This is a genomic window from Corynebacterium tuberculostearicum, assembly GCF_013408445.1.
GTDB classification, from domain to species: Bacteria; Actinomycetota; Actinomycetes; order Mycobacteriales; family Mycobacteriaceae; genus Corynebacterium; species Corynebacterium tuberculostearicum.
Genome location: NZ_JACBZL010000001.1, coordinates 832,591 through 850,526 on the forward strand (window position 1 = coordinate 832,591; position 17,936 = coordinate 850,526).

At 58.7% G+C, this 17,936-nt stretch carries 18 protein-coding genes; 3 read left to right on the forward strand and 15 right to left on the reverse strand.

Annotated elements, in window-relative coordinates; translation table 11 throughout:
• Nucleotides 1–35: 35 nt before the first annotated feature.
• The 13 genes from dprA to rimM form a co-directional block, all read right to left on the reverse strand.
• Nucleotides 36–1,217 carry a DNA-processing protein DprA gene (gene dprA / locus BJ985_RS03945; protein ID WP_179386652.1) on the reverse strand — a complete coding sequence of 394 codons (1,182 nt, stop codon included), beginning with the start codon at nt 1,215–1,217 and terminating at the stop codon, nt 36–38.
• Entirely contained in the window at nt 1,214–2,776 is a 1,563-nt protein-coding gene (locus BJ985_RS03950; RefSeq protein ID WP_179386653.1) for a YifB family Mg chelatase-like AAA ATPase, read from the reverse strand. Before BJ985_RS03950 ends, dprA begins: the two co-directional genes overlap by 4 nt.
• Nucleotides 2,763–3,161: a YraN family protein gene (locus tag BJ985_RS03955; protein WP_179386654.1), complete on the reverse strand. Its 399-nt coding sequence runs from the start codon at nt 3,159–3,161 to the stop codon at nt 2,763–2,765. Before BJ985_RS03955 ends, BJ985_RS03950 begins: the two co-directional genes overlap by 14 nt.
• Nucleotides 3,162–3,333: 172 nt before the next feature.
• The gene (locus BJ985_RS03960; protein WP_005325239.1) at nt 3,334–3,639 is read right to left on the reverse strand and encodes a DUF2469 domain-containing protein; all 306 of its coding nucleotides are present in this window, start codon (nt 3,637–3,639) and stop codon (nt 3,334–3,336) included.
• 62 nt (nt 3,640–3,701) lie between these two features.
• Nucleotides 3,702–4,343, reverse strand: coding sequence for a ribonuclease HII (locus tag BJ985_RS03965; RefSeq protein ID WP_179386655.1), 642 nt, complete (start codon nt 4,341–4,343; stop codon nt 3,702–3,704).
• The gene (lepB, locus tag BJ985_RS03970; protein ID WP_179386656.1) at nt 4,330–5,067 is read right to left on the reverse strand and encodes a signal peptidase I; all 738 of its coding nucleotides are present in this window, start codon (nt 5,065–5,067) and stop codon (nt 4,330–4,332) included. The genes BJ985_RS03965 and lepB (BJ985_RS03970) overlap by 14 nt, the downstream gene beginning before the upstream one ends.
• Nucleotides 5,045–5,848, reverse strand: a complete 804-nt coding sequence (gene lepB / locus BJ985_RS03975) for a signal peptidase I (RefSeq protein ID WP_179386657.1) — start codon at nt 5,846–5,848, stop codon at nt 5,045–5,047. Before lepB (BJ985_RS03975) ends, lepB (BJ985_RS03970) begins: the two co-directional genes overlap by 23 nt.
• 183 nt (nt 5,849–6,031) lie before the next feature.
• Nucleotides 6,032–6,376 (reverse strand): 50S ribosomal protein L19, encoded by a 345-nt coding sequence (gene rplS, locus BJ985_RS03980; RefSeq protein ID WP_005325245.1) that lies wholly within the window; start codon nt 6,374–6,376, stop codon nt 6,032–6,034.
• Nucleotides 6,377–6,550: 174 nt separating this feature from the next.
• On the reverse strand, nt 6,551–8,887 hold the full coding sequence (locus BJ985_RS03985; RefSeq protein WP_179386658.1) for a Tex family protein: 2,337 nt from the start codon (nt 8,885–8,887) through the stop codon (nt 6,551–6,553).
• A 143-nt stretch (nt 8,888–9,030) separates the two neighbouring features.
• Complete coding sequence (locus tag BJ985_RS03990) at nt 9,031–9,663, reverse strand: hypothetical protein (RefSeq protein ID WP_005325248.1); 633 nt, start codon at nt 9,661–9,663, stop codon at nt 9,031–9,033.
• A 118-nt stretch (nt 9,664–9,781) separates the two neighbouring features.
• Nucleotides 9,782–10,156, reverse strand: coding sequence for a hypothetical protein (locus BJ985_RS03995; protein ID WP_179386659.1), 375 nt, complete (start codon nt 10,154–10,156; stop codon nt 9,782–9,784).
• Nucleotides 10,156–11,028, reverse strand: coding sequence for a tRNA (guanosine(37)-N1)-methyltransferase TrmD (gene trmD / locus BJ985_RS04000; RefSeq protein WP_179386660.1), 873 nt, complete (start codon nt 11,026–11,028; stop codon nt 10,156–10,158). The genes BJ985_RS03995 and trmD overlap by 1 nt, the downstream gene beginning before the upstream one ends.
• Complete coding sequence (rimM, locus tag BJ985_RS04005; protein ID WP_005325251.1) at nt 11,025–11,522, reverse strand: ribosome maturation factor RimM; 498 nt, start codon at nt 11,520–11,522, stop codon at nt 11,025–11,027. Before rimM ends, trmD begins: the two co-directional genes overlap by 4 nt.
• A gap of 106 nt (nt 11,523–11,628) precedes the next feature.
• On the opposite strand from rimM, the gene BJ985_RS04010 reads away from it, so the two are divergent.
• Nucleotides 11,629–12,033, forward strand: a complete 405-nt coding sequence (locus BJ985_RS04010; protein ID WP_005325256.1) for a cupin domain-containing protein — start codon at nt 11,629–11,631, stop codon at nt 12,031–12,033.
• 38 nt (nt 12,034–12,071) lie between these two features.
• Nucleotides 12,072–12,758, forward strand: coding sequence for a TetR/AcrR family transcriptional regulator (locus tag BJ985_RS04015; RefSeq protein WP_236587097.1), 687 nt, complete (start codon nt 12,072–12,074; stop codon nt 12,756–12,758).
• 216 nt (nt 12,759–12,974) lie between these two features.
• Here the strand turns inward: BJ985_RS04015 and rpsP are convergent, their stop codons facing one another.
• Nucleotides 12,975–13,490, reverse strand: a complete 516-nt coding sequence (gene rpsP, locus BJ985_RS04020; RefSeq protein ID WP_005325261.1) for a 30S ribosomal protein S16 — start codon at nt 13,488–13,490, stop codon at nt 12,975–12,977.
• Nucleotides 13,491–13,842: 352 nt separating this feature from the next.
• On the opposite strand from rpsP, the gene BJ985_RS04025 reads away from it, so the two are divergent.
• Nucleotides 13,843–16,110 (forward strand): acyltransferase family protein, encoded by a 2,268-nt coding sequence (locus BJ985_RS04025; RefSeq protein WP_179386662.1) that lies wholly within the window; start codon nt 13,843–13,845, stop codon nt 16,108–16,110.
• Nucleotides 16,111–16,260: 150 nt separating this feature from the next.
• On the opposite strand, the gene ffh is transcribed toward BJ985_RS04025, so the two are convergent.
• Nucleotides 16,261–17,916 carry a signal recognition particle protein gene (ffh, locus tag BJ985_RS04030; RefSeq protein ID WP_179386663.1) on the reverse strand — a complete coding sequence of 552 codons (1,656 nt, stop codon included), beginning with the start codon at nt 17,914–17,916 and terminating at the stop codon, nt 16,261–16,263.
• Nucleotides 17,917–17,936: the final 20 nt, after the last annotated feature.

The following is a 17,936-nucleotide window of genomic DNA, read 5'->3' on the forward strand; positions in this document are numbered from 1 at the left end:
GCCACAGCAGTGTACTCGCCAAACGCAGGTGCCATTTATTCCGTTTCCCGGCGTGCCCAGGTATTGCCATGCCGGACGACAACGCACATCTTTTCCAGCGCCAGAAGTAAGTGAACTGTCAGCGGTAAACGGAATCCCGCTTCACGGGCAATGTCTTCTGCCGTTGCTTTTTCCTGTCCTAGCGGTGGCGTCGCGTCAAAGACGCGCAACTCATTGCGGGAGAGGCGTTGGGTTATGGTTGCCGCAAAATTGATTTCGTACTGTGCGCCTGGGTCCACTTCCCCGGCGCGACTTACTAGAGCGCGAATTTCATCAGCACTGGTAACCAGCTGTGCGCGGCCTTCTTGAATGCGCTGGTGGCAGCCCAACGAGCCGCTAGTAGTTATCGGCCCCGGCACCGCCATCGCAACTCGCCCAAGCGCTTCTGCCCAGTTGAGGGTATTCAATGCGCCAGATCGAAATGCGGCCTCCATAACGACGGTGCCGTGGCTCAATGCTGCCACTAAGCGATTGCGCGTTAAGAACCGGTGGCGCTTCGGCGCGGTTTCCGGCGCAAATTCAGAGACGATACAACCATTGTCCGCAATCTTGGCGAATAAGTTGGCATTGCGGGCTGGGTAATCCCTATCGATGCCACACGCTGCTATGGCTACCGTGCGTCCGTTGTTGTGCAACGCTGTTTCGTGCGCGACGGTATCCACTCCCAACGCGCCGCCTGATATTGGAGTCCATTCATGCTGAACCAATCCGGACACGACGTTTTGGGTGGCCTGCCAGCCATAGCGGGAGATGGCACGAGTACCGACGATGGCCACAGCTTGAGCAACCTCTGCCTGCAATGGCGCACCGCGCACCCACAGGCTATGCGGTGGCAACGCTTGGTCATCAAAAGTAGCTGGGGCCTCCCCGCTGTGCTGATAAAAGCCGAATGCAGAGTCGAACTCCTCTGTGGGCCACTCTGGGCTTTCTGCCGTAATGAGCCGGGCCCCGACTTTTTCGGCTGCCGCCATGTCTTCGGCTTGCCGCAACCAGTCATAGCGGGAGGCCGTGCGCGCCAAAAGCGGGCCTATCCAGTCGGCACGATTGTAGATTCCGTGGGCGATTTCCTCTGCTGGGTACTGCGTGAGCAGGGCCTGCAATGCAGCAGAGGGGCCCTCGACTACGCGGTTGAGGTATACCCAGGTCGCATACGGAGTAGAGAGGTCAAGTTCGCTCATGCTGCGAGCCTCCCTACGTTAATTGAGCCGCGCAGATCGAGCGCGCGCCCCACTTCGTCCAGGTCCGGCTGCGCCTTTCCTGCTAGATCGGCCAGAGTCCAGGAGAGCTTCAATACGCGATCCACTCCGCGCTGGGATATTTCACCTTCAGCCAAGTAGGCAGACAACATGACCATTGCAGCCTCCGCAGCGGGCCTCTTTCGGCGCAAATAGGACGAGGGAACTTCCCCATTGGTGCGCGCGGTGATACCATCCGCCCACCAGCGCGCGGCGGAACGTTCACGGGCAGCGGCGACGCGCTCGGCGATGACTGCGGATTCCTCTTCACCGTCCGCGTTAATTGTTGCCGCCTGCCCGCTTAAGGTGACCACCATATCCAAACGGTCTCGCAACGGTCCGGAGAGGTTGGAGAGGTAGTTCATTCGTTCATGGGGGTTGCACCTGCACTTGGACGGATCTTCGGCCGCACACCTGCACGGATTTGCCGCCATGACCAATTGGAAGCGGGCAGGATAGGTGACCTCGCGGCGCGAGCGCGCCAACCGCACGTGTCCTTCCTCCAGCGGTGCACGCAGACCATCGAGTACTGGCGCGGCTACCTCACTGGCCTCGTCGAGAAAGAGCACACCATTGTGAGCCAAACTCACCGCACCAGGCCGCGGATGTCCGGAACCGCCGCCAAGTAAAGCCGCCCGAGTAACCGAGGCATGTGGGGCGATGAACGGGGCGCGCTCGACGACCTCACCTGGGGTTCCGGTAAGCGAATGAATTGCGGTGGTTTCAACCTGCTGGTCTGGGGTAAGGGTAGGCAGGATGGTGGGCAGGCGCGAGGCGATCATGGACTTTCCTGACCCAGGCGGCCCAATCATCATCAAGTGATGGCCGCCGGCTGCAGCAACCTCGGCAGCCCATTTGGCGTTAGCTTGGCCAGCGATATCGCTAAAGTCGAGTCGCGACGCCGCCGCAGGCGCGGGGCTGAGCGACCCCGAAAAGCTCGCCGCCTGCGGCAGCCCACGATTACCGCAGGCCCATCCGAAAGCCTCCTTCAAAGACGAAGCAACCAGTACGTCCATGTCCGGCACCAATGTGGCCTCAGCGGCATTGCCGGGCGGAACAACGAGAGTTGTAATTCCTTGTTCCCGTGCGGCCAGAAGAGCGGGGATAATACCTGCTACAGGCCGAACGGAGCCGTCGAGACCGAGCTCGCCTAGGACCAAGGTGCGCTGCAGGCGTTGGGCGGGCGAGGGAGTACTGCCATAAGACGGGAAGTCGGCCTCCGCCTGTGCCGCGAGGATCGCAAGCGCTATGGGTAGGTCAAAGTGGGACCCGGATTTGGGAAGCGAAGCCGGGGACATGGAGACCACCACTTTGGTCTTGGGCCAGGGCAGATGGGAATTGAAGGCTGCGGTTCTGATCCGGTCCCGGGATTCGGAGATTGCGGTATCCGTCTGGCCTACAACGTGAATCCCTGGCAGACCGTGACCGACGTTCGCTTCCACATCAACCAACTGCGCTAGGACTCCGTTGAGGGACATGGTCAAACAATTACCTAGAGCCATCTTCAACCCCCTTGAAGTGTTCCAGCACAAACCCTTGCCCGCGCGCGACCAGGGCAATGACGTCGAATCGCACCTCAGATAGTGGTCTTCCGTCGAGCCACTGCGCCGCTGCTTTCCGCAGGCGCGCGAGCTTCTGTGGAGTTACGGCCTCAGCTACCCCGTAGCTGGAATTAGCGCGGGTCTTAACCTCAACAAAGACGATGGTTCCGTCTGCTTCCCGGGCGATGAGGTCGATTTCTCCCACCCGATAAGAGACGTTGGCGGCGATGATGTCTGCTCCGCGCTCGCGCAAATAGCGCGCTGCGAAGGCCTCTCCCCTTTTGCCTAAGACTTGTTTATGACGAGGCTTCTTCGTGGCCAAGCGGTGTTCTGAACTAAAGTGCATTGCGATTTATCCTTGTGCATCGAAAAATTTATTGGCCTGCACAGAACACCGCAGCTGGCAGGGCCTACACAAGGGGCACAAAAGCAAAAAGACCCTAGCTGTGGATAACTTGGCTCTGCAGCACTGTTATCCACAGCTAGGGCGCGGCGCTGTGTGCGCCGTCTTGACAAAGTTATTCCGGCATCATGAATTCCGGCTTATCCAGCTCCTCGATATTGACATCCTTGTATGTAATAACGCGGACGTAGCGCACAAAGCGCGCGGAGCGGTACATATCCCATACCCAAGCATCAGACATGCGCACCTCGTAGTAGACATCAGGCCCAGAGGTATGCGGAATAAGCTCGACCGCATTAGCCAGATAAAAGCGCCGCTCAGTTTCAACGACATAGGAAAACTGGCTGACAACGTCCCGGTACTCGCGGTAGAGAGACAGCTCTACCTCAGCCTCGTAGTTATCGAGTTCCTCTGCACTCACGGTGGACCTCCAGATTGTGGGTTAGCTCGCTTTAGCTTAGCGCGAGAAGTGCTAGTTTCTAGCTAGGCACGCGCGGCAAACTCCGCATGAGCACGGCGGACGTTTTCGTAGCTCATCCGGTGCTCCGGGCACGCTCCAAGCGCCGCAATTGCGGCCTCATGCGCCTTGGTTCCGTACCCCTTATGGCTGGCTAACCCGTAGCCGGGGTACCGCGCATCCAGCTCGTACATCAGGTGGTCGCGGCTGACCTTGGCCAACACACTCGCCGCGGCGATACACCGCGCGGCCGCATCGCCGCCGATAATGGGCAGGTGGGGTTGGGTGAGGCCGGGGATAAAGAGGGCGTCGGTAAGCACATAGCCCGGACGTGTCTCCAGGCGCACAACTGCCCTGCGCATGCCGGAGATATTGGCGTGCTGGATGCCACGCTTATCGATGTCCCCCGCACCAATATGCAGTACAGACCAGTCCACAGCCTTGTCTTTAATGAGTGGAAAAAGCTTCTCGCGTTGTTTGGGGGTGAGCTTCTTGGAGTCAGTAAGTTCCGACAACTCCTTGATCGGCCGATCGGGCATCACACAGGCCGCGATGGTGATTGGTCCACAGCAGGCACCGCGACCCGCTTCATCCACACCGGCTACCGGGCCTAAACCGGCCTTGTTCAATGCGACCTCGTAGGTGCGTCGCTGTTTAAGCCGCCGCATGCGAAATTTCCGGGTGTTCCACCCCGCCCCAACGCGAAAGCGGCAAAATGATGGCCTCGACGCGCCCGCGGACATTGTCCACCGGCACGGTGCCCTGCAGGTGGTCACCCAAGTGCGCACGGGAATCGAGGGAGTTGGTGCGATTATCGCCCATCACCCAAAGGTTTCCTTCGGGGACGGTGACCGGGCCAAAATACTCTCCGCCACACTCTCGCGAACCCACGCTGGAGTCTACGGGAATCTCCGGCGGATCGAGGACGAAGGATTGGTCAATGGGTTTTCCGTTCACCATGACCGCAGGATCGCCGGCCTGACAGCTCACCGTCTGCCCGCCGGTAGCTATGACGCGCTTGACCAGGATATTTTCCCCATTGGGAAGCAGCCCTACGGCCGCCAGAGCATTTTGGGCCCCGCGCACGAAGATATTGTGCGAACGATTGACCTCAAACTCGTTATTCCACGACTCGGGCCCTTCAAAAACCACCACTTCCCCGGGCTTTGGGTCCGTGAAGTAATAGCTGACCTTTTGCACGGCGATACGATCGTTCTTGCAGCCAGGACACCCGTGCAGGGTCGGTTCCATCGACGCAGAAGGAATGACATACATCCGCCCCACCAGCGCCTGCAGGAGCACCAGCAGGACAAAGCCTGCCACCACGGGGATGAGAAAATCCCGGGTGCGCAGGCGTTGGGAGGAAGGCTTATTCCTGAATGTCCGGGTCATCGACCCCACCAATGCGGGTAAACGGCCAGAATACGAATTTCACCTTGCCGCGGACGTTTTCTACTGGAACCGTGCCATGGAACTTATCGGTCATGTGGTAACGAGAATCGGCCGAAGCAGTACGGTTATCGCCCATCACCCAGATATTGTCCTCCGGTACCTCGACGGGACCAAAGTACGGACCACCGCAGGCCTCCGAGCCGGTCGACTCATCTACCGGGTACGTTGGCGGGTCTTGCACATAGTCTTGCTCGATGGGTTTGCCATCCACCATGACTGCAGGATCGCCCTCCTGGCAGGACACCGTCTGTCCGCCGGTAGCGACCACACGCTTGACCAAGGTGTTTTCATCTGGTGGTGCCAAAGATACGAAGCTCAACGCATCCTGCACGCCATGAATGATCGGATTGGACGAGCGTGGTGAGACGTAGCTGGAATTCCAGTCCTCGGTGCCCTTGAATACAACGACATCGCCCGGCTCTGGCTCGCCGTCACCGTAATAAGAGATCTTCTCCGTAAAGATACGGTCATTTGTGCAGCCCTCGCAGCCGTGGAGGGTCGGCTCCATTGAACCCGACGGGATCACATACTGCCGGCCGATAAAATTCTGGAATAGTCCGACGATCACGAGAACCGTCGCCACTACCAGAAGGGTTTCTAGCAGCCACGGCATTTCTTTCTTCTTAGTCGCCTCTTTGCCTTGCTGGGTGGCCTCGCCCTGTACTGGGTGGGCCCCCTCGCCTTCTGGCGGCTGTTCCTGCGAGATGCTGTCTTTATTCACGCGCTAGATCCTAGCAACCCCACGCCCGACTTCCGCTCTTATCCCCCTCGCTGCAGGGGGATTCACAGTGAACTTTCCGTTTAGATCATGCTTCTAACTTTGGAATAAGCGCAATTGGGTATTAAAAATCCCCTTGCACCCACAGTGGGGCGCAAGGGGAAGCTGGCGCGCAGCGCGCTAGTACTAGCGACGCTCCTTGATGCGAGCCTTCTTGCCGCGCAGATCACGCAGGTAGTAGAGCTTCGCACGGCGGACGCGGCCACGGCGGGAGACCTTGATGGACTCCAGGTTCGGGGAGTGAACCGGGAAGGTACGCTCAACGCCGATGCCGAAGGAAACCTTACGGACGGTGAAGGTCTCACGGATGCCGGAGCCCTGACGACGGATGCAGATGCCCTTGAAGAGCTGTGCACGCTCGTTGTTGCCCTCGATAACCTTTACGTTAACGTCGAGGGTATCGCCTGGGCGGAAGGACGGGATATCGTCGCGCAGCTGTGCTGCATCGACCTTGTCAATAATGTTGGACATGCCAATATTCCTTTTCAGTTTGGGACAGAGGACCCTAGCGGCGTACTGCCTAACCGGTTCGTGCCCGTTACATAGAACGGTGCACTATTTTTCCACATACGCCAGCCGGAACCAAATTCTCATATCGCAAGCTTGCTTGCTCTGCCCAAGGTTCCTCACCGCAGTGCAAGGAACCTAGAAACCTGCCTTCTTCAGAGCATCGGCCATGGCTCCACCACCGCCGGCGCTGCCCGCACCACCCGTGCGGCCGCGCGAACCGCCCCGGGATCCGCGGCCGGACTTGTGGCCGGAGCGCTTTCCTTCTCCCCTGCCGCCGGACTTGGCGGAACCGCGTGGGGAATCACCGCGGCGTTTGGGAGCCGGCTGCCCCGGTTCATCATCCAAACGCAGGGAGAGGCCGATGCGCTGGCGCTCCACATCAACCTCCATGACCTTCACCTTGACCACCTGGCCAGAGCGCACGACCTCGTGCGGATCGGAGACAAACTTGTGGCTCATGGCAGAAACGTGGACGAGGCCATCCTGATGGACTCCGACATCCACGAAGGCGCCAAATGCCGCCACGTTGGTCACCGTGCCCTCAAGAATCATGCCCGGGGTGAGATCGGAGACCTTATGTACGCCTTCTTTAAAGGTGGCGGTCTTAAACTCAGGGCGCGGATCGCGTCCGGGCTTATCTAGCTCGGCGATGATATCGGTCACCGTAGGAATGCCGAAAATCTCGTCTGCAAAGTCTGCTGGCGCCAGCGTGCTGAGTACGCGGGTATTGCCAATAAGTTCAGAAATACCCAGGCCCGTCTTCTCCGCGATGCGGGAGACGACAGGATAGGCCTCTGGGTGTACGGCAGAGGAATCCAGTGGATCGGTACCGCCGTTGATGCGGAGGAAGCCCGCAGACTGCTCAAAGGCCTTAGGCCCAAGACGCGGTACCTTCTTCAGTTCCTTGCGGGAAGCAAAAGAACCGTGTTCATTGCGGTAGGCCACAATATTGGAGGCGATGGTGGAATTGACACCAGCTACGCGCTCGAGCAGCGGGACGGAAGCGGTATTGAGATCCACGCCCACGCCGTTTACCGCACTTTCCACCACGCCATCGAGGGTGCGGGCGAGCGCCGTCTGGTTAACGTCGTGCTGGTACTGCCCCACACCAATAGCCTTCGGATCGATCTTGACCAATTCAGCCAAAGGATCCTGCAAGCGGCGAGCGATGGAAACCGCGCCGCGCAGTGAGACATCCATGTCAGGAAATTCCTCCGCCGCAAGCGGCGAGGCGGAGTAGACCGAGGCGCCGGACTCGGAAACCACGACGGGCGTGGGTCGCTGGCCGCCGGCCTGTTTAATTAGGTCCGCAATTTCCTGAGCAAGCTTCTCGGTCTCGCGGGAGGCGGTGCCGTTGCCGATGGCCATAAGGTCTACAGAATGCTTGGCGCACAGGGTCGACAGCGTCTGAACTGCTTGACTCCACTGATTTTGCGGCTGATGCGGGTAGACAATGGCGGTGTCGAGCACCTTGCCGGTTTTGTCCACTACCGCGCACTTCACGCCATTGCGGTAGCCCGGATCCAAGCCGATGGTGGCACGCTGGCCGGCAGGGGCGGCGAGCAGCACGTCGCGCAGATTAGTAGCAAAGATCTTTAGCGCGCCTTCCTCCGCAATCTCTTTCAGCCGCATGCGAACGTCCAGGCTGGAGGAAATATAGAGCTTGGTGCGCCAGCCCCAATGGACGGCGTCGGCAAGCCACTTGGAGGAGCGATCTAGCTCGAAGCGGGAGGCGATTACATCCTCGTAATCGGCGTCATCGCCGGCATCTAGTTGCAACTGCAGCACTCCCTCATTCTCGCCACGCAGCAGCGCCAAAATGCGGTGCGAAGGCAGCTTGTGGAAGGGCTCGTTGAAATCGAAGTAATCCTTAAACTTCGCGCCTTCGGCTTCCTTTCCCTCAACTACGTGCGCGCCCATGGAGCCTTCAGTGAACATACGCTCGCGTACTTCACCCACCAGATCCGCGTCGAGCGCGAAACGGTCCACCAAGATGGCGCGGGCGCCGTCGAGGGCCTTCTTGGTGTCCTCAAAGCCCTCGGTAACAAACCCCTGTGCCAGCTCTTCTGGAGCGGCGTTGGGATCCGCAATGAGCTTATCGGTCAGCTCCTCTAGGCCGGCTTCGCGGGCAATATCGGCCTTGGTTTTGCGGCGTTTCTTATACGGCAGGTACAGGTCCTCCAGGCGCGCCTTGGTCTCGCAGGCAAGGATTTGCTCCTTGAGGGCGTCGCTAAGCTTGCCCTGCTCTTCAATCGCCGCAAGGATGGTCTCCTTGCGCTCCTGCAGTTCCTTCAAGTAGTTCGCGCGCTCTTCAATGGTGCGCAGCTGGGAATCATCCAGCCCGCCGGTGGCCTCCTTGCGGTAGCGGGCGATAAAGGGCACTGTATTGCCCTCCGCAAGCAGCTGCAACGCGGTAGAAACCTGTGATTCCTTGACGTTGAGCTCGGCGGCGATAGTGGCCGCAATATTCACGTGGTCTCCTCACTCTTTCTCGAGGTTTGGGATTAGACCCACCCAATTTACCGCACGACTCTTACACCGCCTTCGCTTGCCGACGCCCCTCTCAACGCAAATCCTCCTTTCCAGCAGGGAAAGGAGGAAGGTGCGGCGCGTGCTTAGTGGATAACCACGCGGGCGTTATCGCCGCCGGTGCAAGTAACCCGGGCGGAGCTACCGGAGCAGTACATGGTGTAGGTACCACCGGTGGTCGGCGAATGGACGCTCAAGGTGACGTTGGTGCCGCCACCCGCAACCCAGTTATTCATAAAAGCGGTGTAGACGTTGCGAGCAAAAGGACTGGAAGTCGGGCCCGTCGCATAATAGTTAGGGTAATCACCCCAGGAATGTCCATTGCTGGAGCCAGCGGAACCAGCCTGTGCCGGTGCTGGTGCCGGGGCTTCCTTGGTCTCGGTCACCGTGACCGGGCTGGAGTCCTCATCCTCTGCAGAATCCTTGGAGGAACCGGACTTCTTGCCGGACCCCGACCCAGTTCCGGATCCGCTATTCGCATCCGCCTGCTGGAATTGGCTATCGGCAGCAGCGCTGGTCGATGCATCATCCTTGTTATTGGTCACGAACATGATGACCATGGCGGCCACCGCAATGACCGCCACAATGGCTGCGATAATTGCCGCGATGGTGGCGCCGCCTACGCCACCGCTTTGCTGCGGCTGGGAATAATACTGCTGATTGTACTGGGGCGGCTGCTGGTTATATCCACCGTAGTTATTGCCATTGGGAGCCGTCATAGTTCAGGGACCACCTTGGGAATAGGAAACTGAGGGAATGTCCCCTTTACTATAACCCTAGAAGGCATATGCGCTGCAGTTTAGGCAGAAAAAGCGCTAAATGATTTCCAAATTCCGCTTATAACCCAGAATCCGCCCGCCACACCGCCGGGGCACCAAGCCCCATCTCCGTAAAACCGATTTCCGCACTGCCCACCCAGGGGGCTTGCGGCGGCAAGCAGTCTGCCACCAAGGAGGCTACTGCAGCCAGGGACTGTGTGGTCTCTCCGTTAACGATGAGCCGCCACACCGGAATTCCTTGTGGCCACTGGCCGAAACTGAAGCGATATTCCTGCGCTAGCGGGCTGCTTTCAGTGCACTCCTCCGCTACCTGGAGAGCGAAAATGCTTAGCGGCTCAAAGCCCCGTGCCCGCAGCACCTCTGGCAATGCTTCGAGGCTTTTCTCCCACTTCTTGGGCTCTATGAGCACGGAAAGATCGGCGCTTACCTCCATTAGCCTTCGCCCTCTGCGTGAGCTTCTTGTTTCAACTCCGCGATAAAGGCCCTGTCCTTCTTATCGAGCTCAGCCGTCTCCAAGAGTTCGGGGCGACGCTGCCACGTGCGCAGCAATGCCTGTTCCCTCCGCCATTTGTCTACCAAACCGTGGTTTCCCGAGGTGAGTACGTCCGGCACGGCTAGACCACGCCACTCTCGCGGCTTGGTATAGCTCGGGCCTTCCAATAGACCATCAGAAAAGGAATCTTCCTCATGAGAGCGCTTATTTCCCAGCACACCAGGGATGAGTCGCACTACTGCCTCTGCAATCACCAACGTTGCCACTTCCCCACCGATCAACACATAATCGCCGATGGAAACCTCGCGCACACGGTAGCGCCGAGCGGCGTCATCCACCACGCGCTGATCGATGCCCTCATAACGCCCGCAGGCAAAAACAATGTGCTCCTCATTGGACCACGCCCGCGCATCTGCTTGGCTAAACGGTTTTCCCGTCGGCGTCGGCACGATAAGCAGTGGAAGGTCGCTATCCTCATCGGCCGTGGCATCAACCGCATAGGCTTGCGCCTCAACCCCTTCTAATTCATCGTGGCGCGGACGGTTTAGGTGTGGCAACGCAGACTCTAGATTGGGCGCACTTTCCCGCGTGGCGACGCTATCGAGCGCCGGCCCCCAAACTTCTGGCTTCATAACCATGCCGGGGCCACCACCGAACGGCGAGTCATCGACAGACTTATGCGCATCCGTAGCCCACTGCCGCAGATCGTGCACACCTACTTCAAGGCGACCTTGTTCAATGGCCTTCCCCAAAAGCGCATGCCGCAACGGGTCCAGGTACTCCGGAAAAATGGTGATGACGTCGAGCCTCATAGGTCAAGCAATCCTTCCGGCGGATCGATGGTGCACGTTCCAGCCTCTAGGTTCACCTCAGGAACAATGGCATGCACGAAGGGAATGAGCGCCTCCTTGTTGTTGTCGAGTTTTATCTCCAACAAATCTTGGCTTCCGCCGTGGATGACCGATGTGACCTCACCGATCTCCTCGCCTTCCAGAAGTACGCGAAGCCCTTCCAGCTCGTGGTCATAAAAACCATCATCATCACTGTCAAGCGGAGCGGCAAAGAACTTGGTACCGCGGAGGCTATCCGCCACGGTACGGTCTTTGATCTCTTCGAAGGTAACGAGCAGCCTTCCCTTATGGCTCCGGACCGCCTTGATAGTTAGTGTGTGCTCCTTCTTGCCCTGCGTGCCATGAAGAACTTCCCCTACCGCAAAGCGCACCTCCGGTTCATCCGTAGTGGCCTCGACTACGACTTCACCTTTCACGCCGTGCGATTTAATCACGCGACCAATCATCAATTCCATAGCGGAAAGTCTACAACACAGACCTCTTTGCCCTTGTCAGTCATGAATTTTGGCGCTTTGGAAAGTAAACCCAGATTTTGAGTATTGTTGCCGTTAAAGTGGGCTTATGAGCGATCTACCGACCAACTCCCCGGACACGTTTGGCGCGGCTTCTCATTCAGGCGAGGATTCCGTAATGTCCGCGCTAAACCTGCTGGACATCGCGCCTGATACCGATCCGCACCGCCCGCGCCCGGGCGTACAGCGCGTCTTGAGCGCCGATGGTGCCAACCTCATTCTCTTTAGCTTTGCGCCTGGACAGTCCCTGCCCAACCATAAGGCCGCACATCCCATCACCGTGCAGGCGCTGCGCGGTGAGCTTAACTTCAGCTACGGCAGTGAAACCATCCCGCTCACCCCCGGCTCTATCGTGCACCTTCCTGCATATGAGGTGCATAAAGTCGAGGCCACGCCGGAGAGCGGCGACCCTTCTACCCCCGCAATTTTGCTGCTCACCATGCTCACCAAATAATTTATACACGCATAAGTTTTGGTGATAAAATGAGTTTTATGGAAACGCACAATAAGCCCTACCATCATGGAAATCTCCACGATGAGCTGCTCCGTATCGCTGTCCAACTAGGTAAAAGAAGCGGCCCCGACGCTATTACCGTCCGTGCGGTAACCCGCGAAGCAGGAGTGTCCCCTACCTCCGCCTACCGCCACTTCAAGGACCAAGAAGAACTGCACGATAAGGTAGCCGAGCTTGCCACCGATGAGTTGGTTCGGCGTTTGCACGAAACAACCGAGACTGCAGAAGGCCTAGATTTTCCAGAGCACCTGATGCAGATTGGTTACGCTTACCTCGAGTTTGCCTTGGATGAGACCAATTTCTTCCGCTGCATGCTGGAGTGGAAGGCGCTGCGTTTCATGCTCGGCGTAGATCCCAATACGGAAGATGATCCGAAGATGGATCACCTACAGCAGATTCGCGATTTCTTTGCCCTGTTGTCCCGCCACGCCGAAGCACTGGACAATACCACTGAGCCTACGTATTTCCTGCAAAATGCTCTGCTGGCCTGGTCGGCTATTCATGGATTTACCGTGCTTGCCATCAACGGCCCTATGTCGCAGCTTCCACGCGAGCAGATCCTCGAGCTTTTCACACCGGTTGTTGCAGGCGCCCTGCGCGGCATGGACTTTAAGCAACCCTCTAACGTCTACAGCCGCTACTCCAACTACAAGCCACAGAACTAAAGGCGAACTGGCATATCCCGACATGGATGCCGCAAGTTTCCTAGCGCGTCACCGCCAGTAGCGACCGCGTACGCAGCCCCGGCAAGGACTAGCGTGCGCGGTCGCTATAGTGTGCCGGCGTTCTTCCGCGAAAAATAAAGGCCCCGCTACTACGACCAGTGATCGTAGCGGCGGGGCCCGAAGCTAAAGCGCTATGCGCTTAACGAGGGAGGCAGATTACTCTGCGGACTCCTCAGAGGCTTCCTCAGCCTTCTCCTCGGCCTCAGCGTCAGCTTCGCCGGCGGCAGCAGCGGCAGCCTCTGCAGCAGCAGCTTCCTCAGCAGCCTTCTTCTCAGCCTCTTCCTTGGCCTTCTTCTTCTTTTCAGTGATGGCCTCGATGGTCGGGCCATTGTTAGCCTCAGCCAGTGCCTCGTTGAAGATCTCCAGCTTGGACTTCTTCTCCTCAGCAACCTTCAGGGTGCCCTCTGCGCCCGGCAGGCCCTTGTGCTTCTGCCAGTCACCGGTGACCTTCAGCAGAGCGAGAACCGGCTCGGTTGGCTGTGCGCCAACGGACAGCCAGTGCTGTGCACGCTCGGAATCGATCTGGATGAGGGAAGGCTCTTCCTTCGGGTGGTAGATACCGATGTTCTCGATGACCTTGCCGTTACGACGGGTGCGGGCATCAGCAATAACAACGCGGTACTCAGCAGCGCGGACCTTGCCCAGGCGCTGCAGCTTGATCTTGACAGCCATGTTGGCTCCTTTACTAGTCACTGGGCAGTACAGACGCGCACTAGATTGTGCGCCGGTTCAACCCTTGGATTTTATCTGCGCGTGACATACCGGCCGACCGTGGACGGAAACGGTGCTACGCAGAATATTACGTTCTTCAGTTTATCTAGCTCAGAAATCCGAGCAGACAACCTGAAATATTTTAGCGCGAGTAGCTGCATTTTCAAAAATTACTACGCCACGCACGCAGGTTCGTTATGCCTGCGATACTGAAGCAGAGTACCCTTAAGGGCCGAATATAGACATTTCGTTTCATATGTATGGCGCGCCTTCCGCCCCACCATTCAGGCATAGGCGCACGAAAAGACAGTTTATGACTAAAGAATCACCGCGAAATTTCCGGTACCGCTATGACCTTGATGGCCTGCGCGGTATTGCCATCGGCCTAGTAGTTATCTACCACGTATTCGTCGGACGGGTATCCGGCGGCGTCGACGTATTCCTGCTGCTATCCGGCTACTTCTTCTTGGGCTCCCAGCTGCGCTACGCAAGCAAGCCCAACGCCTCGCTGAACCCATGGTGGCCCATCTGGCGCACCTTGCGACGCCTAGTGCCGAGCTTGGTTCTGGTCATCGGTGTGACCTACATTCTAGTGCGAATTTTCACCCCGCAGCTCATGCGCACCGAGCTCACCCAGCAGATTACAGCCACCATGCTGTATTACCAGAACTGGGAGCTAGCGGAACAAAACGCCGACTACACGGCGGCCGCGGCCGATACCTCGCCGCTGCAGCACATGTGGTCCATGGCCGTGCAGGGTCAGTTCTACATCATGGGCATTGCCTTCGCGCTCATCTTGGCTGCCATCATGAAGTTCCGGCCGAAGCAGCAGCCTTTGGGCAAGCGCAGCTTCCCCACGGTCAACCAGATTGCTGGCCCGATCCTCATCGTGGTCACCATCGCCTCCTTCGCCTATGCTTCGCGCCACGGCCTCTACGGAACTCCGGAGAACTACTATTCCACTTGGTCGCGCGCTTGGGAGTTGACCTTGGGCGCGGTCTTGGCCATCTACGGTTCCTCCTGGAAGATTCCAGCCCGCCTCTATGACCTCTTTACCGGCCTGGGCCTTCTGATGCTCATCTTTACTGGTGCCATCATCGCGGATACCACTGCGTATCCTGGCCCGCTTTCCCTCTTGCCACTAGGCGGCGCCGTGCTCATTATCTTGGGCGGCGGTGGCAAGATTTCCAAGGCCATGGCCTCCAAGCAAGCGCGCTGGCTGGGCGATGTAGCCTACCCGCTCTACCTGTGGCACTGGCCATTGCTCATTTTGTCCACCTCCTACCTGGGTCAAGAAACCCCGTCGTGGTGGTTGGGCGTCATCATTATCGTCATTTCGCTAGTGTTGGCGGACCTCACGCACCGCTTTTTGGAAAAGCCCCTGCGCCAGCATCGCAAGCGCCCCACGGCCGAGGATCTGCCGGTACGTAAGGGCCTTTCGACCTTGCAGAAACCCGCCGGTGCCGCCCGCGGTGTGGGCGGCGTCGTAGTCGCTGCGGCTGTTGTCGGCCTCTTGGCTATCCAGCCACTGTGGATGCGCACCCTTGATGATGCTGATGCGGAGCTTTTGGATCCTGCCCTCTACCCCGGCGCAACGACGTTCATCAACGACATCACCCCGCCGGATAACGTGGAGGTCAAGCCTGATCCGATTCTGGCCGGCGGAATCCAGCCACCAGTAGCGACAAATTGGTGCTTCGTGCCAGATAGCCAGCCCGCTGACTTCTTCTTCGAAACCCGCAAGGACGGCAAGACCCCCTGCATTTTCGGTGACCCCAACGCAGAGAAGGAAGTCTATTTGGTCGGCGGTTCCCACGCGGAGCAGTATTCTGCCCCGCTGGACCGCTTAGGCAAGGAAATGGGCTTTAAGCTGGTACCACTGCTGCGCCAGGGCTGCCCGATTGAATTGGGTGACGATGTCACCGTGACCCCAGAGTGTGCCGAGTGGGGCAAGCTGGTCATGGATCGCATCGAAGAGGCGAACCCGGCCTTGGTTATCTCAAATACCACTCGCCCGCAAAATGAATTTGGCACCGGCCCCGATGCCGTGCCCGCCGGCTACCAGGCATTCTGGGAGGAATTGGCCGAACGCGATATTCCCTTCTTGGGCTTCCGCGATAACCCGTGGGGATTCGACGAAGAAGGCCGTCCACGCGAGTTTGATGAGTGCTACGTCGCTACTGAAGATGCCTACGGCTGCGGCATGCGCTTTGAGCAGGTCTACCAGCCTTATGACCCCGGTGCAGTCGTGCTGTCGAAGTACCAGAATATGCTCTCGATCGATACCGCTCCGTGGTTCTGCGATGCCAATGGTGACTGCCCGGTCATCATCGGCAATACGATGGTCTACCGCGACATGCACCACATCACCAACGCTTTTGCGGAATCAGCAATGCCGATGATTCGCGAGGCCCTAAAGCCCTTCCTCAACGGGGAAAAAGTCCAGCAGGAAGCCCCGGATATTCCACCGGAGCAGGCTGCAGGAGCCGTAGAGCAAGCACCCGCAGCACCTACCAACGCCGGCAAGCAGCATGCCAACCCCGTCCCCTACCCCAACGCTGCACAAGACGATGCCGTCTAGGCCATAGCTCGGTCGTGCACAAGCCCCGAGGGCGAAGGCGCCTCATGCGAAGGCGCGCTGGGGCTTAGGGCGGCGTCGGCAAGCGTATAAGAAGGAGGCTCCCGCAGCAACGCGGAAGCCTCCTTCTTTATGCCTTAAGGCTGGGGAACACTACTTTTTGCCCTTGCCAAAGTCCAGGTTATTGAGGTCGATATTTTCCATTCCCTTTGGCATCTTCGGCATGCCAGGCATACCGCCCGGCATGCCACCGCCGCCGCCCATTTGCTGCTGGAGCTTTTGCAGCTCCTCCATGGACGGCATGCCGCCGCCACCGGGCATTCCTGGCATTCCGCCCATGCCCGGCATACCGCCCGGCATCTTCGGGCCACGGTTGCCACCGCCGCCTTTGCCCTTCTTTCGCTTGCCATTCTTGCCTTTGCGACCCTTGGGCTTCTTCTTGGTAGCGGAGCGACCACCCATGCCGCCCATGCCGAATTGGCCGGCCATCTTGGACATCATTTTCTTAGCCTGGTTGAAGCGCTCAATAAGCTGGTTGACCTCGGAAACGCTGACACCAGAACCATTTGCAATGCGCTTGCGGCGCGAAGCATTGAGAATCTTCGGATCCTCGCGCTCCTGCGGCGTCATACCGCGAATGATCGCCTGGATGCGGTCCAGCTGCTTTTCATCCACCATGGCGGCCATTTCATTCATCTGCTTGCCGCCGGGCATCATCTTCAGCAGGTTGCCGATGGGGCCCATCTTGCGGATCATCAGCATCTGCTCAAGGAAGTCATTGAGCGTCAGCTCGCCAGAGCCCAGCTTAGAGGCTGCCTCCTCAGCTTTCTGGTGGTCCAGGGTTGCTTCAGCCTGCTCGATAAGGGAGAGCAAATCACCCATGCCCAGAATGCGGCTGGACATGCGCTCCGGGTGGAAGACATCGAAATCATCGAGCTTCTCACCGGTAGAGGCGTACATGATGGGCTTGCCGGTGACCTCACGGATGGACAGGGCCGCACCACCGCGGGCGTCACCGTCCAGCTTGGTGAGAACAACGCCGGTAAAGTCCACGCCATCGCGGAAGGCCTCGGCCGTCTGCACGGCATCCTGGCCGATCATGGAGTCGATGACAAAGAGGACTTCGTCCGGGTTGACGGCATCGCGGATATTGCGCGCCTGGGTCATCAGAGTCTCATCTATGCCCAAGCGGCCTGCGGTATCGATGATGACCACATCGTGCTGCTTCTGCTTGGCCTCAGCAATGCCCTGCTTGGCGACGTCCACCGGGTCCCCGTGCGAGGTACCCATTTCATGCTCGTTGGAGTCCAGGGAGGTTCCCGGATCCGGTGCGAAGGTCGGCACCTCAGCGCGCTCGCCGACGATTTGCAGCTGCTGCACCGCGCCTGGACGCTGCAAGTCACAGGCCACCAGCATCGGGGTATGGCCCTGCTTAGCCAGGTGCTTGGCCAACTTACCGGCCAGGGTGGTTTTACCAGCACCCTGCAGGCCGGCAAGCATGATCACCGTCGGCGGGTTCTTAGCCAGGTTCAGGCGGCGAGTTTCGCCACCCAGGATCTCAATGAGCTCCTCATTGACGATCTTGACTACCTGCTGCGCCGGGTTGAGCGCCTCAGAGACTTCCGCGCCACGGGCGCGTTCCTTGATGCGCTTGATAAAGCCACGGACGACGGTCAAAGACACGTCGGCTTCCAGCAGCGCGAGGCGGATCTCGCGAGCGGTGGCATTGATATCAGCCTCGGTCAGTTTGCCCTTACCGCGCAGGCCCGCCAGGGCTGACTGTAGGCGGTCTGATAGTGAGTCAAACACTACGGATGCGCTCCCTTAAT

What these genes read in the sequence shown, in the direction of transcription:
- dprA (WP_179386652.1), bottom strand. Translation starts at nt 1,217, where the DNA reads ATGAGCGAACTTGACCTCTCTACTCCGTATGCGACCTGGGTATACCTC.
- BJ985_RS03950 (WP_179386653.1), bottom strand. Translation starts at nt 2,776, where the DNA reads ATGGCTCTAGGTAATTGTTTGACCATGTCCCTCAACGGAGTCCTAGCG.
- BJ985_RS03955 (WP_179386654.1), bottom strand. Translation starts at nt 3,161, where the DNA reads ATGCACTTTAGTTCAGAACACCGCTTGGCCACGAAGAAGCCTCGTCAT.
- BJ985_RS03965 (WP_179386655.1), bottom strand. Translation starts at nt 4,343, where the DNA reads ATGCGGCGGCTTAAACAGCGACGCACCTACGAGGTCGCATTGAACAAG.
- lepB (WP_179386656.1), bottom strand. Translation starts at nt 5,067, where the DNA reads ATGACCCGGACATTCAGGAATAAGCCTTCCTCCCAACGCCTGCGCACC.
- rplS (WP_005325245.1), bottom strand. Translation starts at nt 6,376, where the DNA reads ATGTCCAACATTATTGACAAGGTCGATGCAGCACAGCTGCGCGACGAT.
- BJ985_RS03990 (WP_005325248.1), bottom strand. Translation starts at nt 9,663, where the DNA reads ATGACGGCTCCCAATGGCAATAACTACGGTGGATATAACCAGCAGCCG.
- BJ985_RS03995 (WP_179386659.1), bottom strand. Translation starts at nt 10,156, where the DNA reads ATGGAGGTAAGCGCCGATCTTTCCGTGCTCATAGAGCCCAAGAAGTGG.
- trmD (WP_179386660.1), bottom strand. Translation starts at nt 11,028, where the DNA reads ATGAGGCTCGACGTCATCACCATTTTTCCGGAGTACCTGGACCCGTTG.
- rimM (WP_005325251.1), bottom strand. Translation starts at nt 11,522, where the DNA reads ATGGAATTGATGATTGGTCGCGTGATTAAATCGCACGGCGTGAAAGGT.
- BJ985_RS04010 (WP_005325256.1), top strand. Translation starts at nt 11,629, where the DNA reads ATGAGCGATCTACCGACCAACTCCCCGGACACGTTTGGCGCGGCTTCT.
- BJ985_RS04015 (WP_236587097.1), top strand. Translation starts at nt 12,072, where the DNA reads ATGGAAACGCACAATAAGCCCTACCATCATGGAAATCTCCACGATGAG.
- rpsP (WP_005325261.1), bottom strand. Translation starts at nt 13,490, where the DNA reads ATGGCTGTCAAGATCAAGCTGCAGCGCCTGGGCAAGGTCCGCGCTGCT.
- BJ985_RS04025 (WP_179386662.1), top strand. Translation starts at nt 13,843, where the DNA reads ATGACTAAAGAATCACCGCGAAATTTCCGGTACCGCTATGACCTTGAT.